Source organism: Nitrosopumilus zosterae (genome assembly GCF_025998175.1).
GTDB classification, from domain to species: Archaea; Thermoproteota; Nitrososphaeria; order Nitrososphaerales; family Nitrosopumilaceae; genus Nitrosopumilus; species Nitrosopumilus zosterae.
In genome coordinates, this window is record NZ_AP026695.1 from 1,649,979 (window position 1) to 1,674,251 (window position 24,273).

The 24,273-nt window shown below is 34.2% G+C and carries 25 protein-coding genes, 1 tRNA gene and 1 other RNA gene; 14 read left to right on the forward strand and 13 right to left on the reverse strand.

Annotation, left to right across the window (positions count from 1 at the left end; translation table 11 throughout):
* Positions 1-17 precede the first annotated feature (17 nt).
* Together OO712_RS10015 and tes are read right to left on the reverse strand one after the other, a co-directional pair.
* On the reverse strand, positions 18-1,040 hold the full coding sequence (locus tag OO712_RS10015) for a glycosyltransferase family 4 protein (protein ID WP_109877788.1): 1,023 nt from the start codon (positions 1,038-1,040) through the stop codon (positions 18-20).
* Between the two features lie 52 nt (positions 1,041-1,092).
* Positions 1,093-2,757, reverse strand: coding sequence for a tetraether lipid synthase Tes (tes, locus tag OO712_RS10020; protein ID WP_200829119.1), 1,665 nt, complete (start codon positions 2,755-2,757; stop codon positions 1,093-1,095).
* Positions 2,758-2,875: 118 nt separating this feature from the next.
* Between tes and OO712_RS10025 the strand changes: the two genes are divergently transcribed.
* Genes OO712_RS10025 through OO712_RS10035 form a run of 3 tightly spaced genes read left to right on the forward strand, consistent with a single transcriptional unit; the run spans position 2,876 to position 4,314 of the window.
* Positions 2,876-3,643: a TrmB family transcriptional regulator gene (locus OO712_RS10025; protein ID WP_109877789.1), complete on the forward strand. Its 768-nt coding sequence runs from the start codon at positions 2,876-2,878 to the stop codon at positions 3,641-3,643.
* A 1-nt stretch (position 3,644) separates the two neighbouring features.
* Positions 3,645-4,100, forward strand: a complete 456-nt coding sequence (locus tag OO712_RS10030) for a metal-dependent transcriptional regulator (RefSeq protein WP_109877790.1) — start codon at positions 3,645-3,647, stop codon at positions 4,098-4,100.
* 49 nt (positions 4,101-4,149) lie between these two features.
* On the forward strand, positions 4,150-4,314 hold the full coding sequence (locus OO712_RS10035; RefSeq protein WP_200829120.1) for a hypothetical protein: 165 nt from the start codon (positions 4,150-4,152) through the stop codon (positions 4,312-4,314).
* Here the strand turns inward: OO712_RS10035 and OO712_RS10040 are convergent, their stop codons facing one another.
* A complete protein-coding gene (locus tag OO712_RS10040) occupies positions 4,315-4,734 on the reverse strand; it encodes a secondary thiamine-phosphate synthase enzyme YjbQ (protein ID WP_109877791.1) in 420 nt (139 codons plus the stop codon). It lies immediately after the preceding gene.
* A gap of 84 nt (positions 4,735-4,818) precedes the next feature.
* Positions 4,819-6,069 carry an RNA-guided endonuclease InsQ/TnpB family protein gene (locus OO712_RS10045; protein ID WP_109877792.1) on the reverse strand — a complete coding sequence of 417 codons (1,251 nt, stop codon included), beginning with the start codon at positions 6,067-6,069 and terminating at the stop codon, positions 4,819-4,821.
* 167 nt (positions 6,070-6,236) lie between these two features.
* Between OO712_RS10045 and OO712_RS10050 the strand changes: the two genes are divergently transcribed.
* Positions 6,237-6,653: a hypothetical protein gene (locus OO712_RS10050; protein WP_109877793.1), complete on the forward strand. Its 417-nt coding sequence runs from the start codon at positions 6,237-6,239 to the stop codon at positions 6,651-6,653.
* A 32-nt stretch (positions 6,654-6,685) separates the two neighbouring features.
* Positions 6,686-7,726 carry an mRNA surveillance protein pelota gene (locus tag OO712_RS10055; RefSeq protein ID WP_109877794.1) on the forward strand — a complete coding sequence of 347 codons (1,041 nt, stop codon included), beginning with the start codon at positions 6,686-6,688 and terminating at the stop codon, positions 7,724-7,726.
* Here the strand turns inward: OO712_RS10055 and cutA are convergent.
* Positions 7,723-8,034, reverse strand: coding sequence for a divalent cation tolerance protein CutA (cutA, locus tag OO712_RS10060; protein WP_109877795.1), 312 nt, complete (start codon positions 8,032-8,034; stop codon positions 7,723-7,725). The two genes, OO712_RS10055 and cutA, sit on opposite strands and share 4 nt — an antisense overlap.
* 88 nt (positions 8,035-8,122) lie before the next feature.
* On the opposite strand from cutA, the gene OO712_RS10065 reads away from it, so the two are divergent.
* The 4 genes from OO712_RS10065 (at position 8,123) to OO712_RS10080 (ending at position 10,942) form a co-directional block, all read left to right on the forward strand.
* The gene (locus OO712_RS10065; protein WP_109877887.1) at positions 8,123-9,274 is read left to right on the forward strand and encodes a site-2 protease family protein; all 1,152 of its coding nucleotides are present in this window, start codon (positions 8,123-8,125) and stop codon (positions 9,272-9,274) included.
* A 43-nt stretch (positions 9,275-9,317) separates the two neighbouring features.
* The gene (locus OO712_RS10070) at positions 9,318-10,232 is read left to right on the forward strand and encodes a TIGR00269 family protein (RefSeq protein ID WP_109877796.1); all 915 of its coding nucleotides are present in this window, start codon (positions 9,318-9,320) and stop codon (positions 10,230-10,232) included.
* 34 nt (positions 10,233-10,266) lie between these two features.
* Positions 10,267-10,578, forward strand: an RNA gene (ffs, locus tag OO712_RS10075) — signal recognition particle sRNA.
* 31 nt (positions 10,579-10,609) lie between these two features.
* Complete coding sequence (locus tag OO712_RS10080) at positions 10,610-10,942, forward strand: DUF5655 domain-containing protein (RefSeq protein WP_109877797.1); 333 nt, start codon at positions 10,610-10,612, stop codon at positions 10,940-10,942.
* Here the strand turns inward: OO712_RS10080 and OO712_RS10085 are convergent.
* Positions 10,939-11,217 (reverse strand): acylphosphatase, encoded by a 279-nt coding sequence (locus OO712_RS10085; protein ID WP_109877798.1) that lies wholly within the window; start codon positions 11,215-11,217, stop codon positions 10,939-10,941. The two genes, OO712_RS10080 and OO712_RS10085, sit on opposite strands and share 4 nt — an antisense overlap.
* Before the next feature lie 49 nt (positions 11,218-11,266).
* Positions 11,267-11,959 (reverse strand): 50S ribosomal protein L2, encoded by a 693-nt coding sequence (locus OO712_RS10090; RefSeq protein ID WP_264953694.1) that lies wholly within the window; start codon positions 11,957-11,959, stop codon positions 11,267-11,269.
* Positions 11,960-12,104: 145 nt separating this feature from the next.
* Here OO712_RS10090 and OO712_RS10095 point away from each other — a divergent pair, with 145 nt between their 5' ends.
* From OO712_RS10095 to gatE, 3 genes are read left to right on the forward strand one after another with little or no spacing between them, the layout of a single operon-like run.
* A complete protein-coding gene (locus OO712_RS10095) occupies positions 12,105-14,291 on the forward strand; it encodes a CDC48 family AAA ATPase (RefSeq protein ID WP_109877800.1) in 2,187 nt (728 codons plus the stop codon).
* A gap of 32 nt (positions 14,292-14,323) precedes the next feature.
* Positions 14,324-15,613, forward strand: coding sequence for a Glu-tRNA(Gln) amidotransferase subunit GatD (gatD, locus tag OO712_RS10100; RefSeq protein WP_109877801.1), 1,290 nt, complete (start codon positions 14,324-14,326; stop codon positions 15,611-15,613).
* A 13-nt stretch (positions 15,614-15,626) separates the two neighbouring features.
* Complete coding sequence (gene gatE, locus OO712_RS10105; RefSeq protein WP_109877889.1) at positions 15,627-17,540, forward strand: Glu-tRNA(Gln) amidotransferase subunit GatE; 1,914 nt, start codon at positions 15,627-15,629, stop codon at positions 17,538-17,540.
* Here gatE and OO712_RS10110 read toward each other — a convergent pair.
* A tRNA-Leu gene (locus OO712_RS10110) sits at positions 17,541-17,625 on the reverse strand.
* Between the two features lie 77 nt (positions 17,626-17,702).
* Between OO712_RS10110 and OO712_RS10115 the strand changes: the two genes are divergently transcribed.
* On the forward strand, positions 17,703-17,867 hold the full coding sequence (locus OO712_RS10115) for a hypothetical protein (RefSeq protein WP_200829121.1): 165 nt from the start codon (positions 17,703-17,705) through the stop codon (positions 17,865-17,867).
* Here the strand turns inward: OO712_RS10115 and OO712_RS10120 are convergent.
* Genes OO712_RS10120 through OO712_RS10140 form a run of 5 tightly spaced genes read right to left on the reverse strand, consistent with a single transcriptional unit; the run spans position 17,864 to position 23,146 of the window.
* Complete coding sequence (locus OO712_RS10120) at positions 17,864-18,403, reverse strand: 5' nucleotidase, NT5C type (protein ID WP_109877802.1); 540 nt, start codon at positions 18,401-18,403, stop codon at positions 17,864-17,866. The genes OO712_RS10115 and OO712_RS10120 overlap by 4 nt on opposite strands.
* A gap of 4 nt (positions 18,404-18,407) precedes the next feature.
* Positions 18,408-19,493 (reverse strand): molecular chaperone DnaJ, encoded by a 1,086-nt coding sequence (dnaJ, locus tag OO712_RS10125; RefSeq protein ID WP_109877803.1) that lies wholly within the window; start codon positions 19,491-19,493, stop codon positions 18,408-18,410.
* A 48-nt stretch (positions 19,494-19,541) separates the two neighbouring features.
* Positions 19,542-21,404, reverse strand: a complete 1,863-nt coding sequence (gene dnaK, locus OO712_RS10130; protein WP_109877804.1) for a molecular chaperone DnaK — start codon at positions 21,402-21,404, stop codon at positions 19,542-19,544.
* A gap of 6 nt (positions 21,405-21,410) precedes the next feature.
* Positions 21,411-21,971 (reverse strand): nucleotide exchange factor GrpE, encoded by a 561-nt coding sequence (locus OO712_RS10135; RefSeq protein WP_109877891.1) that lies wholly within the window; start codon positions 21,969-21,971, stop codon positions 21,411-21,413.
* 35 nt (positions 21,972-22,006) lie between these two features.
* Entirely contained in the window at positions 22,007-23,146 is a 1,140-nt protein-coding gene (locus OO712_RS10140) for a hypothetical protein (protein ID WP_109877805.1), read from the reverse strand.
* A gap of 63 nt (positions 23,147-23,209) precedes the next feature.
* Between OO712_RS10140 and OO712_RS10145 the strand changes: the two genes are divergently transcribed.
* A complete protein-coding gene (locus OO712_RS10145; RefSeq protein ID WP_109877806.1) occupies positions 23,210-24,238 on the forward strand; it encodes a DUF354 domain-containing protein in 1,029 nt (342 codons plus the stop codon).
* Positions 24,239-24,273: the final 35 nt, after the last annotated feature.

The window sequence follows — 24,273 nt, forward strand, 5'->3', positions numbered from 1 at the left end:
TTAAAAAACGATCATATTCATGAATGTAATAATTTTTCATACAAACTTAGATATTTTTTACCAATATTTGGCCAATCATACTTTTGGACTTGTTTAAAAGCAGACTCAGAAATTTGTTCTAGTTTAATTGGATTGTTCAAGATAGACACTATTTCTCTTAATAATTTTGCAGGATTTTCCGGTTCAATTAAAATCCCTGTTTTATTATTTTCAAACAATTCTACATTTCCACCAATATTTGTAGCGATAACTGGAGTTTGGCATGCCATTGCTTCAAGTAATGTAGCACTAATTCCTTCAGCAAGAGAAGGCTGAATCAATAATTTAGATCCACGAATCAAAGGAATTGTTTTTTCTTTAGGCTGATAACCTAAATAATGAATATTTGCATGATTTTTGGTAACTTCTACTACAGATTCTTTTTCGGGTCCGTTTCCTATTATCAATAAATTAATATCATCAGGTAATTCATCTGCCATTTTAAGAATTGTCAATATTCCTTTTTCTTTTGATAAACGTCCTGCAAAAATTATTTGTTTTTCATATCTAGTATCAATCCCAGGTGGTAATGAAGAAATATCTATTGCATTTGGGATAAAAGATACCTTTGAACCTAATTTACTATAATATTCAAATGCTTCTTTAGAACCTGCAGTAACAGCATCTGCCCATTCAAAAGCATTTCTTTCATATTTCGTAGAAAAAGTTGAACTAGTTTTACCATGTAACATTCCAATTTGCTGACTGTAAATTCCATGTATGGTTAAGATTTTTTTTCCAGAAACATTTTTCATTGCTAATGCTCCAATTGGATGTTGTGCATGAACGATATCATAATTTTTCATTAGTTTTGCTTTAAAAAAAGACGATATCAAAAAACTAGGATTTCTTAATTTTTTGATTGGAATTATAGGAGTATTTTCTGAAGAAAGTACATCTACACAATGGCCATTTTCTTTAAGAAATTTTATTAAATCTCTAACATGTTGTGCTACTCCGCCAATTCCTTTTAGTGTAGGCGAGATGATGAGAATTTTCACAAAACAAAATTAGTTGTGGACCTTTTAAGGTCTTGGATTAAAAATCAGAATTTTACATAGTTGCTTGTGCAGCATCATGGAACATCTGGCTCTTTGCACAGCCAGCAGCAAGTTCATCACCTGCTCCACGTCTCATAAGACCACGATAAAGACCGTCTTCCAGTTTGACGCCTTCGCGTTCTTCCCATTCCTCTACAGTAATGGAATATTTCTTTTGGATTCTATCTCGATACCATTCTGGAATTACATTGAATGCACAAAATGGAACGATTCTGAGATCTGGAGTTAGATAGTGAATATCACATCTTTGCAGTCTTTCCAAATCTTCGTTGTATTTGTCTTGAAAGTGCATCATACCAAGGAATAATCCCTTGACGTGCCAAGATCCTACTGAATCAAATGATCTCTTCATCAAAATATTACCGAACATCTTTGCCAAATCCAGTCCAGCTGGCTGTTTCTTTGTATCAACAAAACCTTTGAGTTTTCTTACAACTTCAAGCATTGTAAAGTACTTGTTTTTGCCAGAGCGAATCTCTTCTGCTTTGTCTTCAAATAGTTCTAGCATTCCCTGAATGTCACAGAATTTGGTTAATGGGACAAACTTCTTTGTGTCTGCATCTTCAAAGATGTATGTTCCTGCACCACATGCGAAGTGGATTGATAATTCGTATTTTGGTTTGCTAGAGAATGCTTCAATTACGTTAGTCAGTGGCATGCAACTTGGAACTGGGAACCAGTCATCTACAGTTACCTCGCCGTTTGTTTGCTCTTCAATTCTTTGAACACAGTCAGGAACTGTGATTCGATATTTTTCACGTTCGGATTTACCCATTCTTCCAGTTAGGGAGACAGGTTGGAAATTAACAGCGTGGACTACATCCATGTTCTTTTGAGCATATCTGATAATTCCTCCTAGTTCATGATCATTAATTGATTTGATTACTGTTGGAACAAATACTACAGTAGTACCTGTCTTTCTGCAACTATCTAGTGCATATGGAATCTCCCAGTGGTTTTTAGGATTTGTTCTTGCAGTTACACCATCAAAGGAAAGATACAAGTTGTTACAACCAGCTAGTCTTACTTCTCTTGCTGCTTCTGGATCCATTGCATGTCTAATTCCATTAGTGTTCATCTGGATATGGTCAACGCCTTCCTCTTTCATAATTTTGATAACATCAGCGATATCTTCTCTGAGCATTGGTTCACCACCAGTGATTTGCATAGAGTTTCCTGGAATTGGTCTTTCAGCTCGCAAAGTCTTCATCATTGCTCTGACTTGGGTATGATCTGGCTCGTACATGTAAGCGCCTTCAAGACCTTTCTTTACATAAAAGAAGCAATACCAACATGTTAAATCACATCTGTTAGTTACAATCATGTTTGCAAGTCCACTGTGAGATAGGTGGTTTGAGCATAATCCGCAGTTATTTGGACAGGAACATTTGTCAATCATTACGTTTGGAGAATGAGCGCCTTTTCCATCCATCCAGTATGTACTGAATTTCTTGTACATTTCATAAGAGCCAAAGTACAATTCCTCACATTCACCGTGAGTTGGACAGACTTTGGACATGAAGACCTTGTTATCTCGCTCAAAGACTTCGGCATCCAGAATCATGTTACAGTCTGGACAGATACTTTGAGTGAATCTAATTGTGGATTTTTTACCTAAATTTTTACTTGATTGATTGGATATCTGAATTAGTGCCATACCTGTTATCGGAATTCTTCTGAAATACTATATAATGCATTTCATACTAGCCCCCGTGTGGAATTTAGTAATCACGCATACCTGATTTAAATACCAAAACGAGTCGACTAGATCGCATATGAGCATATCTGATAAAACAAGAAAGGCATTAGAAAAAATCGGTCTTACAAGTTACGAGATCAGAACATTTTCAGCATTACTCAAAGCTGGAGAGTTAACGGCATCCGACCTTAGTCAGAAATCAGGAGTGCCATATTCGAAAATTTACGAAGTACTAGGAACTCTGGAAGATAAAGGTTGGATTGGATCAGACGATTCTAGACCAACGAAATATTTTGCAAAGTCGCCATCTACGGGACTGGAAACAACAAAACAGAAAATGGAGACAGATTTTTCGCAGAACCAAAGTGTGATTTTAAATGAATTAGTTCCATTGTATGAAAAAAGTGGCACAAGTGAAAGACCAGACATTTGGGTATTGTCAGGTGCAATAAACATTGCAGCAAAAATTCTAGAGATGGTAGATACGTGCAGAAATGAGGTGATGATTGCATTGCCAGAAGCTGGAGTAGAACTAGTAAAGCAGGCATTGCCAAAACTTAGATCATTACATGATAAAGGAGTAGAAATTACAATTCTCACCTCAGATAAAATGGATAAAGAATCAATCAAGGCAATCAAAAGAGTTGCAACTGTAAAAATTAAGAAGGGTTTGTTTGGAGGGGGAATAATTTCTGATAAAAGATATGTTGTTATTTTATTGGGTCCAGAAATTGGTGGTGCAAACACTTCAGATGTTGTAGCAATTTGGGCAGATCATGCGGGATTGGCAGGATTTGCGCGTCAATACTTTGAATATTTATTAAAAGATTCCAAGGTGATATAGTATGGATGCATTAAGTGATGACGAAGAGACTCTCTTTGTAGGAACTGCAGAAGCAGAACATGTAGAGATGTATCTCAAGGCAATCTGGCATATCAAGGAAAGAGGAGAGGATGTCAAGATTAGCACCATTGCTAAAATGCTCAATGTCAGGCAACCAAGTGTTGTTCAGATGCTCAAGAAATTAAACAGCAAGAATCTTGTAAATTACAACAAGGCAGGTGTGAAACTTACAGAGGATGGCGAAAGAATAGGTGCAAGCATGATGAGAAATAGCAGATTACTAGAGGTACTAATGGACAGTGCATTAAAAGTTGAAATTGATGAGGAGATGGTTTGCGGTATTGAACACCACATGAAAAAACAATTCACAGATGCATTGTGTACCATGTTAAACCACCCAAGGAAATGCCCACATGATCATGAAATTCCTATGGGCGAATGTTGTAAAGCAGCATAAGTGAAATCATATCCCAAAAGATATATCATCTTAGAAATTGAATTGAATCATGGCATGTTTTTGCGGTTGTGAAACATATGAAAAGTATGAGGATGGATTCAAGATTGCATGTGTAAAATGTGGACACGGTCCTCAAAATCACGATGAAGAATTCAGAGCTGCTGCAAGAAAGAATGAATCACAAAGCCAGAAACGTGATGTAGATTTCGGATAGTTATTCGCCAATAATTTTAACTAATACTCGCTTTGGTCTTTTACCGTCAAATTCTCCATAGAAAATTTCTTCCCACGGTCCAAAATCCAATTTTCCGTTAGTTATTGCAATTACAACTTCTCTTCCCATAACTTGTCTTTTTAGATGAGCATCTGCATTGTCTTCTCCTGTTTTGTTGTGATCATAATGGTTTGTTGGCTCGTGTGGAGCTAATCCTTCCAACCATTTTTCATAATCATGGAGCAAACCACCTTCATTGTCATTAATAAAAACACTAGCAGTGATATGCATGGCATTTACAAGGCACAGTCCTTCCTTGACTTTGCTTTTTACAACAAGATCTCTAACGTCATTTGTAATGTTTACAAATGCTCTACGTGTTTTAACTTCAAACGTGAGATATTCTGTTAGAGATTTCATATTTTTTGACACAGATTAAACATTAAAAACCTAAGGCAGGCTCAGAACTCAAGATCCTCATCATCAATCAAAGGGATAGGTTCATCACTGCCTGCATGCATATTTTAGGCAGATTCCTATTGAGTCTTTCAAGAAGCTTGGTGAACTACCACACAAAAATTGTGTGACTTCTTCCTGCTTCCTTGACCTCATTAAGATCTCTGCAGGCGTTACTTTCCGCAGTTCCTGCGGTAGTTTATCTTGTTTAAATATTTTCAACCCTTTTTGCAAGATGTTGATACTTGCATTATAGTCTCTGTTCAAGATCAAATTGCATTTGTTGCATCTGTGAATTCTCACAGCTAAACTTTTTGGCACTTTATTGCCGCATCTTGAACAGTCTACGGTTGTATTTTTAGATGATACTTCAACTAACAGTTTGCATTTGTATTCCAATTTTTGCAAAAATAATCCCCAACTTGAATCCATTATACTTCTGGCTAATCTGTGATTTTTTACCATGTTTAGCTTTTCTAATTTTTCAACAAATACGACGTCATTGTTTTTTGCATATTGTGCAGAGAGTTTGTGTTGAAAATCTTTTCTTTGATTTACTATCTTTTCATGAATCTTTTGCATTCTGAGAATTGCTTTTAGCCTGTTGTTTGATCCCTTCTTTCTTCTGGACACCTTTCTCTGCACTCTTGCAAGCGGCTTTAGCATCTTTTTGAGGTTTAATGGATTTGGTGTGGAGTAACCATCTGAATCATATGTGAATGACTTTATGCCGACATCAATCCCAACAGCTTTCGCAAATGAGATTTTTGGAATATAGATCAGTGATTCTTCAACATCAACAGTTATGCAAACATGCCATTTTCCTGATTTTGATTTTGTAATTATAACTTGTTTTATGTTTGTATTATCTGGAAATTCCCTATGTTTTCTGATTTCTACATACCCAATCTTTGAGAGATACAATAATGTTTTATCCCCATGTGTCTCTATCTTGTAACCTGACTGGTTGTATGTGAATGTTTTAAATTCATTATATCTTGCAAATTTTAATTGTCCTATCTTGTGGCCTTTTTTGCTTAATTCAATGAGGGCTTTTTCAGATCCTTCAATTTGTGTCGATACCATTTGAAGCATTTTAGAATGATAGTTGTAAAGCCATGGTTCTGATTGCTTTAATTCTGTTAGAATGTAATTCATGTCGTTTCTACTAAGAAATGATTTTTGGGTTTGTTCTACAAATTTGTTGTATAACCACCTACACACTGCCAAGTTGTTTTGTAATTTGTATTCTTGGTTAGAATTTGGATATAGTCTAAATTTGTAATTTCGAATTGGCATTATCTATTTTTGGCGTTATTGAATTTAAAACATCTATGATAGAAACGAAGTAAATCTTAGCTCAACTCAGATAATTTGTACGTAAAAGATACAACTCACATATCAAGTTAGATCAAAACGACTTTTTTCCATAATATTATAAATGGCTAAGAGTTCAATCTTTCAAAATGGTTGCAATTGATACTCCTGCTTCATTGGAAAGTTTTAGAAGATTTATCATTTCAAGTACCTGTAAATCTTATGCACCACGAAGCTATTTGGAGGATTCAGAGGTATTTGCAGAAAGAGAAGATAATCTGGGTGCAATTTATGTTGAAGCAGCCGATAAAGTGACTTTGAAAAAAATAAGAGACATCACATTTGTCAATGCAAGAGATATTCTAGGAATAATCTATAATTCAAAAAGTGGAAATACATCTTTGAAATGGCGTCAGTTAAGACGAAACAACGGAAAGGTTTCAGGAGAAGCTTCAGCAAATTCTCTTACAAATCTTGCAGAATCAGGTGTCCTTACTTTGGATTGGGTTGAAAATTATCTAAAGAAAAAAACAGAAGAGACAAAGACAAACGAAGTCACAAGCTAAACTCTTTTCTTTTTGTAGATTAGAATACTATCATGATTACAAAGACTATTGATGAGAATTCAATTTCGGTTATGCCAGAAGATTCTGATGACCTTTTGAATCTACGTCGAATAATTAAGAAAGATGACAAAGTAATAGGCGATACAACAAGGGTCCTAAAACAGGACAAGGACTATTCTAGACCAGATAAAGGTGAAAGGATCAAAGTCAGAATTGCATTAACTGTGGAAAAAATTTCTCTAGATGATGTATTGGATAGGTTAAGAGTTGGAGGGACAATTTATGAATCAAGTAATGAGGCAGTGCCTCATGGATCACACCATTCGTTTATTCTGAAAATAAATGACGGAATAACAATTTCAAAGAAAAAATGGTCACCCATAGAGAAGAAACTTTTAGAATCAAATAGTCAAAATGGTTTTGTACTTGTAGCCATTGATACTGCTGATTGCGGAATTGCAAGACTGAAAGGAACTCATCTAGAATTTATGCCAAATATTTATTCAGGCTCTGGAGGTAAAAGATACAAGACAAATTTCAATATTGAAAAATTCTTTGAACAAGTACAACAAGCAATATTTTCTATTTCTAAAAAAGAAGATTTGATAATAATTTTTGGTCCTGGTGAAACAAAGAAAAGATTTGCAAATTTTATTGAAAAATCTCAAAAATTCAAAATCAAAGTTGTAGAGGGAATTGATTCTGGCGGAGAAGATGGAATTTACACATTTACAAAATCTAAAGCAATGCAGAAGATAATGTCAGATAGCAAATTAGCCAAGGCCTCAACAATAATTGATGAGGTAATGCTTCTTGCAAATAAAAAAAGTAACAAATTCACTATGGGATTTGAAGAAACTTTTAAGACAAATCAGATGGGGGCAGTTGAATCTCTGGTGTTCTCAGATAGAATCATACAGGAAAATGATGAACAAAAGATCATGGATTTTCTCAATGATGCTGAGAATAAAGGTGTAAAGATTTACAGTGTTGATTCATCTACAGACATTGGATTAAGAGTTACTGGTTTGGGTGGAATAGTTTCATTGTTACGATATGCAATAGAAACCTAATTGGTAGATTCAATCAACCAGTTAAGATATGATTTGTTGAGCGAGGAAACGGTTAGTTCGGCTATCTCTGGGACTTTATATGGATGAGTTTCCAAAATTTTCTTTTTTAATAGTTTCTTGTTTTTTGTCACAGTTTTGAAAATTGCAATGTATTCAGATGAGTTTTCAATTTTTCCCTTCCAAGAATAAATTGATGAGATTTTTGAAACATTGACACATGCAACAGTCTTATTTTTTACAAGTTCATTTGCAATTTTTGAAATTGATTTTTTATCAGGATATGTTGAGACAATTATTACTGGTTTCATAGTAACCGATAAATGTACGTTCTTTAAAAAATTAACAATTAGTTTGGAACTTGATTTTATTACTCAGAATTCGATCATCTATGTCTTAATTGCATGGGTTGTGATAGTGATTATCGCAAAAGCTCTAAAAGTAGAAAAATATGGTTTTGAAATAAAGGCGTACAGTCTAGTATACAAAAACAAGGGAGTTAATGTAGTTCTGAATAAAGTTCTAAGCAGGACTAAAAGAGGAATAAGAGTTTTTGCTGATACGAGTGTAATTGCAGGGTTTGTTATGATGGGATTTGCATTTTGGTTTTTGCTAAATAATGTTTCAAACTTTTTTGTTGCACAAGATGAATTCTCAGAATTAACAGTACTTATTCCAGGAATCACTTTAACGTCGGCATCATCAATTGCATTCTTTTTACTTTCAATCCCAATAGTTCTAGTAGTTCATGAAGGAGCGCACGGAATAGTGGCAGCATTAGAAAAAATAAAAATCAAGACAGGTGGCTTTGCAATATTTATCGCAATGTTCGCAGGATTTGTAGAACCAGATGAGGAAGAATTTGAAAAAGCGAAAAAGATTTCAAAGTTAAGGGTTATCGGTGCAGGAGCTACGGCAAATGTAATTTTTGCATTTGGTTTGGGGTTGATTTTATTGACAAACCCATTTTTTGCAATGGTTTTGCCTGAACCTCTTCTAACTATATTCTATGAATTACCAAGTGGCGTTTTGATTCTTTCAATAATTGAAAATTCGGGAGCTGAGCAAGCAGGGTTATTGGCAAATGACATCATCACATCCATTAATGGAATACAGATCTACAGTCCGGCGGATTTTCCCAGTTTGAGTCCGGGTGAAACAGCAAGTGTTTCGGTAATTAGAGACGGTCAGGAATTAGATTTTGGTGTTGAAATTATTCCATCACCCGAAGATCCTGAAAGAGGATTAATTGGAATTATGAGAGATAATACATTTGCTTACAAACCATTAATGAATTTCATAGAATGGAATGATCCCAATGTTTCAATGTTTTTGTTATGGTTATGGATGATTTCATTTTTCATAGGAATCATCAATATGCTTCCTCTTCCAATATTAGATGGTGGAAAATTTATCCATACAATAATTGATAAAAAAATATCAGACAAATCAGTTAATATTGTAATGTGGGGAATTTACGCATTCACATTTGTTCTGTTTGGGCTTAACATTGCTTTATCATATATGAAATCTGGCTGGTTTACAATTTAGAAATCACCTAAAGAATCATTAATGTAAAAACAATAACAAGTGTATGATCTGCGATAAATGTGAAAATCCAGCAGTATACACACGAAAATATTCAGGACAAAAATTATGCTCAGTTTGTTTCTCAAACTCCATTGTAAGAAAAACAGCCAAAACTATTTCAAAACATAATATGATAAAATACAATGAACTAGTAGCAGTTGCAGTATCTGGCGGAAAGGATTCCTTAGCATTACTAAAAATTATTCATGAAATGGCATTAACACATAATTTTAGAATAATTGCAGTTACGATAGACGAGGGAATTCCAGGATACAGGAATGAAGCTCTGGAAATTGTTGAAAAATTTTGTGAGAAATTAAATGTAAAACACAAAGTTTACTCTTACAAAGACTTGTTTGAATTAACATTGGATGAAGCATTAGAATTAAGAGAAAATGAAAAAACTTCTTCCTGTTCAATTTGCGGTATTTTAAGAAGACGTGCAATTGATTTTGCAGCAAAAGATGTTGGAGCTGATGTTATTGCAACAGGCCACAATCTAGATGACACATTACAAACATTTATCATAAACATGCTTTCAGGAGACACAACAAAGATTGGATGGATGGATCCTGATACATCTTCAAATTCTTTAAGAAAGATAAAACCATTTTGTGAGATATATGAATCTGAAATAGTATTTTATGCATTTACAAATGACATTCCATTTCAATCAGAGCCTTGCCCACACATGAATGAAGGGATCAGGACAGATATTCGTGAATTTCTAAATTCTCTAGAAAACCAGCACAGTGGAATTAAAAATAATTTGTATCAATCAATTCTCAAAGTTTCTCAAAGTGTAAAGACTTTGAATTCAAAAGAAAAAACAGTTTGTGAAAAGTGTGGAACTGAATGTACTGGTAAGATATGCTCAGTTTGCAACATGGTTTTAAAACTGAAAGAAAATCAAACCTAATGCAAATATAACATACTTTCTTTAGAAAAAACGGTAGTAGGTAGGATTAGGGTGCCAGCCGTGCCCTGTTCTGAAACCGGCTATATGCAGAGATCAGCAACTGTTGGGTAAATCTCTAGATGGGTAATTCCCGCTTGGTGTGCGGAAATGAAATCACGCCGAGGCGGGTGGTTGCAGGACTAGAAATATCCGAAGGGATAACTTCTAAGACCGAACCATCGAAAGGGATGAGGTCCGGGAGGGAGCAATCCTAAGGTGGAGCATCCACGCTTCCTCGTCAACGTGGCGGATCTTGTATGCCTTGAAATGGGGCTATTCGTCTAGACTGGAGCCAGCAGATCTACTACCTTTATAATTTAAATCAAAACTGCTACAGCATGGAAGGAATCATCTCATTTGGAAATAAAAGAAATTATGAGGATTTTAAAAAACAAATTCCAAGTTCAGTGCTACCTCTTTTTGATTCCATTAGAGAATTTTGCTTTTCTTTAGGAGAAAATGTTGTTGAGGACATCAGGATGCATAGAGTGGTTTTTTGTAAATCAATTACTTTTAGATGGTTTGCAGATGTAGAACCTCAAAAAGAAGGAGTGATTATAAAAATTCAAAAAAACAGAAAAGAACCAATACATATTATTCAGATAAGCAAAGAGCAAAAAATTTCAGAGTTTGGAAATTTGATTAAAGAAGCATTTGAGAAAATTCACTAGTATGCGACATCAAATTTTGTGAATTCCCCTGTGAATTTTTCATTTCGTATTTCTACATCTTCAACTATTGCATTTGCAGGCCCACCATGAGCCCATTCAACAAGTCTAGTAACTTTTTCTGTGTCTCCTTCTAAAATAGCCTCAACACGACCATCCTTCAAATTTTTAACCCACCCGTAAACATTATTTTGTTTTGCTTTAGCTTTTAATGTCTGACGAAAAAAAACCCCTTGTACTCTACCTGTTACAAAAATTCTAATTCGTTGCTTTGACATTAAAGGTAGATTTTATAGAGTTATTAATCAATTTTAGGTTAAAGATAAACTATCTTCTTTCTTTAATTCTAGCTCTACCAGTCTTTCTTGCAGCGATGCTACCTACCTTTGCACCAGGTGGGGCATCTCTTGAAACAGTTGAGCTTTGACCGACGTGTTGATGACGGCCACCACCGTGTGGGTGAACATATGCTGCTTGAGCAACACCTCTGACAATTGGATACTTCTTTCCTTTAGCTTTAAAGCTACGCCATTTGTTACCTGCACTCATAAAGTGTCGTTCACTAGCTCCGCCACCAGCAAGAGTGCCAATCATTGCTCTATTTTTTGGATTTAATGTGGTAAATCTTCCAGATGGTAGTTTAACAGTAACGCCCTCATCACCATGAGAGAAAATAGTTGCGTTGGTGCCTGCTGACTTTACTATAGCGCCACCATCTCCAAAATGCTTTTCAATATTACATACAATTGTACCGTCAGGAATGTTTTGAACACTGATTACATTTCCTTTCTCAATCTTTGATTTTAATCCAAATTGTAAAGTCTCTCCTACTCTGGCTCCGAGAATTGCTGGAACGTACGAAACAGAGCCATCCTCAAATCTGATTTTTGCTAAAGGTGCTTCTCGTCCACGTTCATGAACCAAATCAATAATTTTACCCTCATGTTGTTCTGCAAGTGGAAAACGAGGATAATTTGCCTTGGAACCTACTTTACCAGTAGATGTAGACCTAAACTGCATTCCTCCGCGGCCACGTCTTCTTACTAATGGTCTCTTACCCAAGTTGATCGTTTCCTACGTAAAGAGGATTTTAAGCTTGTGATATCTATTGTAAGTTAAGAAAATTACCACAAAGGTATAAAAATTAGACAAAGGGCATTTCTGTATGAGCCAAAGCGGTCTTTCTCTCAAAGTTCTCGAAGCATATACCAGAGATGTTGGGAGAGGCGTGGCAAGAATCGATTATGATTCTATGGATACTCTAAATGCCTCTACAGGCGATGTTATAGAAATAAAAGGTAAAAGAAGAACAGTTGCAAAATGCCTTCCTTTGTACCCATCTGATGAAGGAAAAGGAATTATTAGAATTGATGGACTCGGTAGAAATAATTCAGGAATTGCAATTGGAGATACAATTTCGGTTAGAAAAATAAAAGCAGTGGCTGCAGAAAAAATAGTAGTTGCTCCATTAGAAGCAATTCCTCCAATTGATGAAAGATATCTTGCAGATGCACTGGAGAGTGTTCCGTTGATTAAGGGCGATAATGTAATGGTTCCATATTTTGGTGGACGTTTAACTTTTCAAGTTATTGGAGTTACCCCTGCAGCTGATGCGGTTTTGGTTACTCAAAAAACTGTTTTCCATATTGCAGAAAAAGGAGAGACATTGCGTGGAGTTCCACAAGTAACCTATGAAGATATTGGCGGTTTAACAGATGAGATTAAAAAAGTCAGAGAAATGATAGAGCTTCCATTAAGACATCCTGAAATTTTTGAAAAGTTGGGAATTGAAGCACCAAAAGGTGTGTTGCTGTATGGTCCACCAGGAACAGGTAAGACATTACTTGCAAAAGCAGTAGCAAATGAAAGTAATGCACATTTTATCAGTATTTCAGGTCCAGAAATCATGAGCAAGTTTTACGGAGAGAGTGAAGCTAGATTAAGAGAAATTTTCAAAGAGGCAAGAGAGAAATCTCCATCAATTATCTTTGTTGATGAAATAGATTCTATTGCACCAAAAAGAGAAGAAGTTACTGGAGAAGTTGAAAGAAGAGTAGTTTCTCAAATGTTATCGTTAATGGATGGTCTAGAAGCTAGAGGAAAAGTAATTGTAATTTCTGCAACAAACAGGCCAAATGCAATTGATCCTGCACTTAGAAGACCTGGAAGATTTGACAGAGAAATTGAGATCAAAGTTCCAGACAAAAAAGGAAGAAAAGACATTCTTGCAATTCACAGTAGAAACATGCCACTATCAGACGATGTCAATATAGATAAGATTTCAGCAGTAAGTCATGGCTATGTTGGAGCAGACTTGGAATATCTATGTAAAGAGGCTGCAATGAAATGTTTGAGAAGATTATTACCTATTCTTAATTTAGAAGAAGAAAAAATTCCACCAGAAACTTTGGATAAACTAATTGTGAACAATGATGATTTCCTCAAAGCTTTGATTGAAGTAACACCATCCGGTATGAGAGAAGTTTTCATAGAGAATCCAGATGTAAAATGGGACGATGTTGGAGGATTGGAAGATGTCAAGCGTGAGCTGCAAGAAGCTGTTGAGTGGCCAATGAAATATCCTGGTCTTTACGATAAATTAGGACATACTATGCCAAGAGGGATCTTACTTCACGGTCCAAGTGGAACAGGCAAGACATTACTTGCAAAAGCAGTAGCTACACAAAGTGAGGCAAACTTTGTTTCAGTTAGAGGTCCTGAGCTGCTATCAAAATGGGTAGGAGAATCAGAGAGAGGAATCAGAGAGATCTTCAAAAGAGCACGTCAGTCTGCACCATGTGTCATATTCTTTGACGAAATAGATTCGATTGCACCAATCAGAGGCGCAGGTGGAGAAACTGCAGTTACTGAAAGAGTTGTCAGTCAATTACTTACCGAATTAGACGGAATGGAAAATATGCATGGCGTTATTGTATTAGCTGCAACAAATAGAGCAGACATGATAGATCCTGCATTACTAAGGCCAGGAAGATTTGATAAAATTATCCAGATTCCACTTCCAGATAAAGAAAGTAGAAAGAGTATCTTGAAAATTAATGCAGCAAAAATTCCAGTAATTGACGATGCAAGCGATCCTCAACACGTAGATATTGAGAAAATTGCCGATCTAACTGATGGACTCAGTGGTGCAGATACAGCATCCATTGCAAACACTGCAGTATCTCTTGTTATTCACGAATTTTTAGATTCACATCCAGATGAAAAAGACATTGAAAAAACCACCATTGATGCAAAGGTAACTATGAAGCACTTTGAGGAAGCAGTAAAAAAAGTCAGAGAGCAAAAAGATCTAAAGTTAGGTGAAAAACTAGTGGCATCCTATTACAGGTAGTTTTAATAAAATAACAAATCTAAGTCTCGTAAATGTCAGAGTACAGAGGGTATGAAGGTAATTCGCTAGAATTCTTAAAGACAAATCAAATTGCAGTAGGGGATTCTGTCAAGATTACTGCTGATATCACTTATTCAGGCATAATAATGCCAAGGTACGAGCACAGTGACGATAAGCATATTGTTTTGAAATTAAAAAATGGATACAATATTGGATTAGAAATTGCCAATATTGAAAAAATTGAGAAAAATCAAGTCACAGAAAAAATAATAGAAAAAGCTGAAAGTGTAGAAAAAACTGAAGGATTACCAAAAATTTTACTGTTATCAACTGGAGGAACAATTGCAAGTAAAATAGATTACAGAACAGGTTCGGTGACTCCTGTGTTAACAGCTACAGAATTAAATGCGTCTGTTCCCGAACTTGCAAAGATTGCAAATATAGATGCGGAGGTCTTATTTTCAGAATATTCTGAAAACATCATGCCAGAGCATTGGCTAAAAATTGCTGAAAAAATAAATGAATATTCTGAATCAGATTATTCAGGAATAATTATTGCACATGGCACAGATACGATGCACTATACATCATCCTTTCTTTCATTTGCACTAGCAGGATTTTCAATACCTATTGTACTTGTAGGTTCCCAACGATCTTCAGATCGTGCTTCATCAGATGCAGCATTAAATTTGATTGGAGCAACAAAATTTATCACTACAAGTAATTCCAAAGGCGTCTATATTGTGATGCATCATGATGAAAATGATGAAACAATTGCATGCCACATAGGAACCAGAGTAAGAAAAAATCACACTAGTAAAAGAGGTGCATTTCAAACAATTGGTGATGTTCCTGCATTCATAATTGCAGAAAATCAGATTCAGAAAAACATTAAAGAAGATTTTTTTAAAACAAATGAATTTCAACCAAGAATCAATTTGGATACTAAAGTTGCGCTAGTAAAATATCATCCAGGATATGATTCAGATTTATTAGAAAAAATAATAGAGATGGGATACAAAGGAATAATTTTTGAAGGAACAGGATTAGGCCATATTGGAAGAACAATGTATGATAGTGTAAAAAAAGCAAATGACAAAGGGATTTTTCTAGGTATGACTTCACAGTGCATTTATGGCAGAGTTAGAATGACAGTTTATGAAAGTGGTCGTGATTTACTTAATTTAGGCATAATTCCACTGGAAAATATGATTCCAGAAGTTGCACTAGTAAAAGCAATGTGGGCTCTAGGAAACTCTCAAAATATTGAGCAAGTAAAAAAAACTATGCTTGAAAATATAGCATCAGAGATATCAAATTAAGAGGATGTACAAGGTGTCAGAATTTTCTATTGACAGTATTGGATTAAAAGTAGGACTGGAAATTCATCAGCAACTAGCAACTAATAAAAAATTATTTTGTAATTGCAAACCAATTGAATCAGAAGAATATTCCATTAAATTTCAAAGAAAATTGCGTGCAGTTAAAAGTGAATTGGGAGAATATGATCCAGCAGCTTTATTTGAAAAATCAAAATCAAAAACAATAGTCTATTATGCAAATTCAGAAAGCAGTTGTTTGGTTGAACAGGATGAAGAACCACCACATAATTTAGATAATAATGCAAAAGAACTTGCATTGATAATTGCAACATCACTTAATTCAAAAATCTTTAATGAAATTTATCCAATGAGAAAATCTGTAATTGATGGTTCAAATACAACGGGATTTCAACGAACCATGTTAATTTCACAAGGAGGAAAAATTGAAGTTAATGGTGAAACTATAGGCGTGCAATCAATTTGTCTTGAAGAAGATGCAGCAAAACTTCTTGGAGACAAAGGGGATATCAGAGAATACAGTTTAGATCGTCTAGGTGTTCCTCTGTTAGAGATTGCGTTAGATCCAGTAGAAGGAGATCCAAAAAAAATTAAAAATATTGCATTGGCTTTAGGTAGACTATTACGAAGTACTAAAAAGGTAACCAGAGGAATTGGATCAATTAGACAGGATGTCAATGTTTCAGTTAAAGACGGAGGAGGAATAGTAGAAGTCAAAGGAGTTCAACAATTAGATCAATTAGAAAAAGTAGTAGAATTTGAGGCTAAAAGACAGTATGGATTAGTAAAAATTGCTGAAAAACTGAAAAATTCAGATTTTAAAGGAATTTCAAAAAGCGAAAATGTTTTTGACATCACTGAAGATTGGAAAGGTTGTCAATCAAAAATTATTCAAAAAGCGTTAAAAGATAATTCAACAATCAAAGCAATTAAAATTGAAAATTTTTCTGGAATGTTTGGATACACACCATTTGAAGGAGTCAGATTAGGAAAAGAAATCGGACAGTTGGTAAAGTTTTATGGTATTGGGGGAGTTTTCCATTCAGATGAATTACCAAATTATGGGATTGAGGAAAAAGATGTTTTGATTGTGAAAAATATTTTAAAAGTTAAACAAAATGATGCATTTTTAATTATTGCAGCGCCATCTTCAAAAATAGATTTTGTAATAGATTCAATTATCAGTAGACTGTTAGAAGCCAAAAATGGTGTTCCTGCAGAAACCAGATTAGCTACGCAGACAGGTGAAACAGTATTCTTAAGACCACGCCCAGGCGCATCAAGAATGTATCCTGAAACAGACATTCCACCAATTTCAGTTACAAATAAAGAATTAGAAAATGCCAAGAAAAATATTCCAAAATCATGGGATGAATCTCTTTTAGAATTACAAAAAAAATATGAATTGAATCCCCAGCTTTCTGAGCAAATTTTTGATTCACGATACATGGAATTGTTTGAAAAAGTTATTGAACGAATTAAAATCAATCCTACGTTTGTTGCATCAATTTTATGTTCTACAATAACTAATTTAGAGAGAAATGGGATGAATTCTAAATTATTAACAGAAGAGAACATAATAAAATCATTTCAGCTGTTAGAAGAAGGAAAGATTGCAAAAGAATCAATTGAGATCATCTATGAGAGCATCATGTCAGGTAAATCGCAAACAATTGATGAAGCATTGAAAAATGCATCGATAGAGGCTGTTGATGAAACAAAAGTAGAGCAAATCATCATAGACATTATTGAAAAAAATCAAGAAATAATTAAAAATCAAAAAGAACGATCAATTGGACCACTAATGGGAATTGTCATGAAGGAATTAAGAGGAAAAGCTTCGGGCGAAATAGTGAATAATCTTCTTTTAAAAAACATCAAGAAAAAATTAGAAAATATGGGATTATAATGCGGGAAGTGGGATTTGAACCCACGAACTCCTAGAAGATAAGGATCTGAACCTTACACCGTTGACCAGGCTGGGTGACTCCCGCATTGTAAATTTTTGAAATCCAGAATAAGTTTCTTTATTATACCATAAAAAAAGTAATTTGATTAGTCAAGAAAGAAAATGGAATTTAACGAAGTGTATTGTTCAAATTGTAAAAAAGTCCTTGGACAGTATAATGTAAAGTTCTACAATGATGAAAAAGTAAAGGAGTTATTGAATACTACTCATTCTTCTCATATCAGAAACGGACATCAGATAAACATTAGAAAACTTGTAAAAGACTAGACAGATTTAATTTTTTCAACAGCTTCTGAAAGAATTGAAATTCTGTGAATTTCATTTTCAGAAATGTGTTTATTCCATGGTTGAGAGTATAAGATTACTTGTTTTTTATTTTCAAGAAATTTTAGTGCATTAAGTGGTGAATCGTCTATAAAAACATCATAATCTAAATCGGCTTTCATAGGCCCATCAATTACAGATACATAATTATCAAAAGATATGTTATGATGATTAAGCCAATTTTTTACAAAAGAATCAGTCGAACGTTCTCTTGCAGTAACTATATCTACTTGACCAATTTCTAAAAGATTTTTTGTTACAGATGATAGATTCTCTTCAGTAGGAGGTATGGAATTCCAATTTTTCCAACAAGAGCTTAGTTCGGCATAGAAATCATATGGATTTATTTCATGATTCTTCCAAAAATCCCAATCAGTTATGTCGTTTTTTGAGATTTTAGGTCTAATTGTATTATTATAATTTAACCAAGGAACTATTACATCAGCAAGCACGCCATCAACATCTAAAGCAATTTTCATTTATTTAGTCACTATCTTTTTGAAATTCTTCTAGAAGCTTTTTTTGATGCCTGCTAAGTTTTTGTGGAATATTGACTACAATTCGAACATATTGATCTCCTTTTCCTCGAGAATTGATATGTGTGACTCCCTTTCCCTTTAATTTGATTATAGTATTTGGTTGACTACCAGAATCGACTTTAATTTTTTCTGTTCCATCTAAAGTTGGAACGACGATTTCACATCCCAATGCCGCATCAATCATTGAGATATCTTGATCATAAAAAATATCTTTTCCGTCTCTTTTGAATTTTGAATGTGGTTGTACTCTTACTCGTACTATCAAATCTCCATTAGAGCCTCCTGGAACCTCATTTCCTTCATTTGGCACTGTGTAATCTCCAGAATCAATTCCTGGCGGAATTTCAAAAGTAATTTTTTTGTTACCTTTTTTCTTTCCTTGACCCTTACATTCATCACAAGGAATCTCAATAATTGAACCTTGACCATTACATGAAGAACATGGTGCAGCTGTTACAAAAGAAGCAAAACCCATATTTCTTGTTTGTCTTATTTGTCCTTGACCATTACATGAAGAACATGTTTTTTTGTTAGTTCCTGGTTTGCAACCAGTTCCATTACAATTGTCACATTGAAGTTGTTTTTGCAAATCAATTTCCATTTTTTTTCCATGAAGAACATCTTCTAATGTGACTGAGGTTTCATAGAGAATATCAGAGCCCCTTTGTTGATTAAAGCCAAATCCACCTCCACCGCGACCAAATATGGATTCAAAAATAGAATCAAAGCCGCCTCCACCGCGACCAAATATATCACTAAAATCTCCACGAGCACCTTGAAAAATATCTTCGCTTGAATATCTTCCATCAACGCCAGCATGACCATGCTGATCGTAGAGTTGCTTCTTTGCAGGGTCTGAAAGAACAGCATAAGCTTCAGAAATTTCTTTGAAATGTTCCCCAGCGTCAGAAGACTTGTTACGATCCGGGTGGAATTTTAGAGCTAGTTTTCTATATTGTTTTTTTATTTCATCTGTAGAAGATGTTTTAGATACTCCTAAAACTTCATAGTAATCACGTTTTGCAGCCATGAATCATACCTTTACAATAATTGTCGTATAAATGATTGAATTTGAATTTTAGTTAGTTTTGGTTTCATCAGTTGTGGATGACTCATTTGGTTGACTTTCGGCATTTTGTTGTTCTTCAGCACCAGCACTCTGTTGTCCCTCAGCGCCTGGAGGAGGTGAAGCATTTTTGTAAAGTTCTGTAGTTACTTCATTGACCAAAGATTGTAGTGCCTCAAGCTTGGGCTTTAGTTCACTTGGTTCTTTATCTAAAACTTCTTTGACTTCTTTTACCGCATCAGTAATTTTTATTCCCTGTTCTTGAGAGATTTTCTCCTTTAGATCATGATTGACCAATTTTTCTGTAGTGTAAATGTAACTTTCTGCTTCGTTTCTTAGATCAATTTTTTCCTTTTTCTTTTTATCTTCATCAGAGAATTTTTCTGCATCCTCTTTTAATTTTTCAATTTCTTCTTTGGATAATTTTGATGTAGATTCAATGGTAATCTTTGCTTCCTTCTGTGTACCAAGATCCTTTGCAGTTACATTGATAATTCCATTTGCATCAATATCGAATTTTACTTCAATTTGAGGAATCCCTCTTGGAGCTGGCGGCAAATCAGTTAGATTAAAACTTCCTAGTGAAACATTATCTGTTGCCATTGGACGCTCACCTTGAACAACATGAATTGTCACAGCTGTTTGATTATCAGCTGCAGTTGTGAAAACTTTACTCTTAGAAGTTGGAATCGTTGTATTTCTTTCAATTAATGGCTCTCTCACACCGCCCAAAGTTTCTATTCCTAATGTTAGTGGAGTAACATCAAGTAAAACTATGTCGCTGGTGACATCTCCAGCAATAATTCCTGCCTGAATTGCAGCTCCCATGGCAACTGCTTCCATAGGATCAACACCAGATTCAACTTCTTTACCTATTATTCCACTTACAAATTTTTTAACTAATGGAATTCTTGTAGGCCCACCAACCATGACAATTTTATTGATATCCGAATTCGAAAGTTTTGCATCTTCAAGTGCTTTCAGTATGGAAGGTTTACATCGATCAACTATTGGTCCAATTAACTCATCTAGTTTAGCTCTAGTCAATCTAAATTCAAGATTTTTTGCACCTGTTGAAGGATCATGAGAGATAAAGGGTAAATTAACATCAGTTTCCATTACTGTTGATAATTCAATTTTTGCTTTTTCCGATGCTTCTCTTATTCTAGTCATTGCAGTAGTGTCTTGTGAAAGATCAACGCCTTCTTTCTTTTTGAATTCGTCAACAATGTAATCAATTAGGACTTTATCCATATCGGTTCCACCTAATTGAGTATCTCCTGATGTACTCATTACTTCAAAGACTCCTCCCCCCATTTCCATTATAGTAACATCTAGTGTACCGCCACCAAAATCAAAGACAAGAATTTTCATATCTTCCTTGGCTTTATCCAACCCAAATGCCAAAGAAGCCGCGGTTGGTTCATTGATAATCCTAACTACATCTAATCCAGCTATTGTCCCAGCATCTTTAGTTGCTTGACGTTGGTTATCATCAAAATATGCAGGAACAGTAATCACTGCTTTCTCAACTGGTTCACCAATAAATGCCTCAGCGTCTTTTTTGATTTTTTGGAGAATAAATGACGAAATTTGTTGTGGTTTGTATTCTTTATCTAAAATTTTAAAAGTGTAATCAGTACCCATTTTCCTTTTAGCAGCAACAATAGTCCTGTCAGGATTAGTAACTGCCTGTCTTCTTGCAGGCTCACCAACCAAAAGTTCACCATCTTTTGAAAATGCTACAACTGATGGAAACGCTTTTCCTCCAACAGTAGAACCTTCAGCAGCTGGAATAATTGATGGCTTGCCACCCATTATTACTGCAGCAGCAGAGTTACTTGTTCCTAAATCAATACCGATTATTTTAGCCATTTTTTATCATCCTTTTTTTGAAATTTCTACTAGTGTAGGCCTTATAACTCTCTCATGAGAAATATATCCTTTCCTGATCTCTTTTGTAATTGTGTTATCATCTAAATCAGGATCATTAATAATTGAAATCGCTTCATGAAAATTTGGATTAAAGATTTCTCCTAACGCATCGATTGGAACAACATGATATTTTTTTAATAAAGAATCCATATGTTTTAAAATAGAATCCAGACCATCTGAATTAATTTTATTGTTAGAAAAAACTTCTTTTGCTATAACAAAATCATCATAAATTTTCAGAAAATCCAATACAAATTCATCTATTTTTGCATTTACACCTTTTTCTATGTCAGATTGTGTTTTTCTATTAAGATTCTGAAAGTCAGCTAAAACGTGTTTTAATTTTTCTTCATATTCAGATACTTTTTCTTTTTCTGTATCTAATAATTTTGCTAGTTCTTCAACATTTGTCGATAAAGTTTGTGATTCTTCTGATTCATCAGAATCGATTTCATTATCGGATTTAACATTTACTGGAATTTCATCAGAGTTAGTTTCACTTGTCAATTCAAACAAAATAGTAGTTTAGCTAATTTATACTATTATTGAATTGTTTCGCATAAAGGATTAGCTTTGACGATGATTAATTCAGAACCTTGTTTAGTTTTTTCAATAATATCAAAATCGTTTTTTGAACATGCTACAATAATTGTGGTTTTATCACTATGAAACAAATCAAAATTTGGATCTTCGTAGGCTTCAACATCACCAATATAATCACGCAATCTAGAAGTTAAATTTTGCAGCATCTCTATTTTATCTCCACGCATTGCATGTTGATCAAGAGTCCAAGACAATGCAATTTTTGTTCTGCTTGCTTTGAGATCTTTCTTCTTCAAAGTTGCACGAATTTCATCTATTAATCGTTTGATATATCCATCAATTCCCTTTACGCTTCCATTAATAAGATACATTAGGGAATTTGCACCTTCAAATGATGAACCTAATGCTTTTAGATCAAATAGACCGCTGACCATATTATCTAAAAAGATCTCCTGAAAATCATCTGAAGAAAGATCATGTTTAGTTACATCGTCTTGGGCATATTTACAAACTTCTAAAACACTACATAAACTAGAAAATCTAGATAATACGTTAATTGCATGAAAATGTTCTGATGATGAAATAGCTACAAATTTTTTCTCCTTTTTGCCTACGGTAAGTAAATCATGAAGTACAGGATCTTCCTTTCCATTAAAGGAGCCTATGATTTTCGGTTGATGATTTAGATCCTCTAAAGGATAATAAAAATAAGAGATGTGCTTTCCAGCCTCAAGACCTGTAACATGTTCAAGTAATGAAATATTTTCATTATTTCCACCAAACCCAGTTGGAAGAGTAAAGACTACAGAGCTGTTTTTCTTTAATGATGTTACTGCATCCTTGAATTTAGAGTGGATTTCAGTTTTGATGTCTTGTCCTGTTTTTCTAATTCTTGGTGTGAAGAAAAGATATTGTGCTTTGGAAATAGCCACGTCAATTGGCTCCATAGCTAATAGAGGTTCATCTTCTTTTAGTGATGCTACATTAGGATAAGTTTTAGCAATTTCCGCTTTCAATGATATTGCCGATGGTGTGGATTCGTCTATTATGTAGACATCTGCACCTTTAATTGCCATTTGTGATGCAATAGCATATCCCTCAGTACTAAGACCATAAACGACAACTTTTGCTCCCCCCATTACATTTACACTAGTATTAGACTAAGAAAAACTTATTGAACTAACTCGAATTATGGAAATTACTTGAAAATATGGATAGATATTCTCACTCCAAAACAATTATTGTTTTCTGAACCAATAATTGAAAAATTAGGAAAAAAACACAATATTTTATGTACATCAAGAAACTATAACGAAGTTTCAAAATTAGCAAAAATACGTGATTTTGACCTCGTTTTTATTGGAAAACATGGTGGGAGTGACAAAAAAAGCAAGCTTCGAGCCAGTATTGATAGAATGGGAGAACTTTCCAGAAAAATTGATAATTTTTCACCAGATGTTGTAATTAGTTTTTGTTCTCCTGAAGCAGCGAGAATTTCATTTGGTTTAGGAATCAAACATATAGCATTTTGTGATTCCCCACATGCTTCTGCAGTAATGCGATTAACATTGCCACTAATTCAAAAACTATTGATACCCAGTATAATACCTAAAAATGAATTTTCTAAATATGGAATTGATAAAAAAGACATCACCTCATACAATGCCATAGATGCGGTTGTAACTATCAAAAGAAAAATTAATCAACAAAGATCATTACCATTTAAACAAACTAATAGGAAAAATATTTTGATTAGGGCTGAAGAAGAAGAAGCAGCATATGCTTCAAAATCAAGCAAGATAATTCCAATTATTAAACAAATTGTAAAAGAGCATGAAAAAGAAAACATTGTGATTTTAGGCAGATATACAAAACAGATTCAAAATATTCAAAAGATAATTGGTAAAAAAGCCAAAGTTGTAAAAATGACATTTGATGGAAAATATTTACTGAGTAATACAGATATTTTTATAGGATCTGGGGGAACTATGACGGCTGAATCAGCATTAATGGGAATTCCAACAATTTCATATAATGCTGTTCCAAACATAATTGAAAATTTTTTAGTAAAAAAATATTTAGTTAAAAGGGAAACAAATCCAAAGAAAATTTCTAGATATATCAAGAATGTTTTTGAATCATCAAACGCAGTTAATCAAAAAAGAGCAAAAAGAGTTGTAGAACAAATGGAAGATCCCATTGAAAAACTAAATAAAATTATCAATGAATAATTAACTAATTTTAAGAGTCAAATTAAGATAAAAAG

Excerpts from the sequence above, each read along its gene's own strand:
- OO712_RS10055 (WP_109877794.1), top strand. The coding sequence starts at position 6,686 with ATGATTACAAAGACTATTGATGAGAATTCAATTTCGGTTATGCCAGAA.
- OO712_RS10040 (WP_109877791.1), bottom strand. The coding sequence starts at position 4,734 with ATGAAATCTCTAACAGAATATCTCACGTTTGAAGTTAAAACACGTAGA.
- OO712_RS10035 (WP_200829120.1), top strand. The coding sequence starts at position 4,150 with ATGGCATGTTTTTGCGGTTGTGAAACATATGAAAAGTATGAGGATGGA.
- OO712_RS10095 (WP_109877800.1), top strand. The coding sequence starts at position 12,105 with ATGAGCCAAAGCGGTCTTTCTCTCAAAGTTCTCGAAGCATATACCAGA.
- gatD (WP_109877801.1), top strand. The coding sequence starts at position 14,324 with ATGTCAGAGTACAGAGGGTATGAAGGTAATTCGCTAGAATTCTTAAAG.
- OO712_RS10045 (WP_109877792.1), bottom strand. The coding sequence starts at position 6,069 with ATGCCAATTCGAAATTACAAATTTAGACTATATCCAAATTCTAACCAA.
- OO712_RS10120 (WP_109877802.1), bottom strand. The coding sequence starts at position 18,403 with ATGAAAATTGCTTTAGATGTTGATGGCGTGCTTGCTGATGTAATAGTT.
- dnaJ (WP_109877803.1), bottom strand. The coding sequence starts at position 19,493 with ATGGCTGCAAAACGTGATTACTATGAAGTTTTAGGAGTATCTAAAACA.
- tes (WP_200829119.1), bottom strand. The coding sequence starts at position 2,757 with ATGGCACTAATTCAGATATCCAATCAATCAAGTAAAAATTTAGGTAAA.
- dnaK (WP_109877804.1), bottom strand. The coding sequence starts at position 21,404 with ATGGCTAAAATAATCGGTATTGATTTAGGAACAAGTAACTCTGCTGCT.
- OO712_RS10070 (WP_109877796.1), top strand. The coding sequence starts at position 9,318 with ATGATCTGCGATAAATGTGAAAATCCAGCAGTATACACACGAAAATAT.
- OO712_RS10025 (WP_109877789.1), top strand. The coding sequence starts at position 2,876 with ATGAGCATATCTGATAAAACAAGAAAGGCATTAGAAAAAATCGGTCTT.
- cutA (WP_109877795.1), bottom strand. The coding sequence starts at position 8,034 with ATGAAACCAGTAATAATTGTCTCAACATATCCTGATAAAAAATCAATT.
- OO712_RS10115 (WP_200829121.1), top strand. The coding sequence starts at position 17,703 with ATGGAATTTAACGAAGTGTATTGTTCAAATTGTAAAAAAGTCCTTGGA.
- OO712_RS10140 (WP_109877805.1), bottom strand. The coding sequence starts at position 23,146 with ATGGGGGGAGCAAAAGTTGTCGTTTATGGTCTTAGTACTGAGGGATAT.
- OO712_RS10050 (WP_109877793.1), top strand. The coding sequence starts at position 6,237 with ATGGTTGCAATTGATACTCCTGCTTCATTGGAAAGTTTTAGAAGATTT.
- OO712_RS10030 (WP_109877790.1), top strand. The coding sequence starts at position 3,645 with ATGGATGCATTAAGTGATGACGAAGAGACTCTCTTTGTAGGAACTGCA.
- OO712_RS10080 (WP_109877797.1), top strand. The coding sequence starts at position 10,610 with ATGGAAGGAATCATCTCATTTGGAAATAAAAGAAATTATGAGGATTTT.
- OO712_RS10090 (WP_264953694.1), bottom strand. The coding sequence starts at position 11,959 with ATGCAGTTTAGGTCTACATCTACTGGTAAAGTAGGTTCCAAGGCAAAT.
- OO712_RS10085 (WP_109877798.1), bottom strand. The coding sequence starts at position 11,217 with ATGTCAAAGCAACGAATTAGAATTTTTGTAACAGGTAGAGTACAAGGG.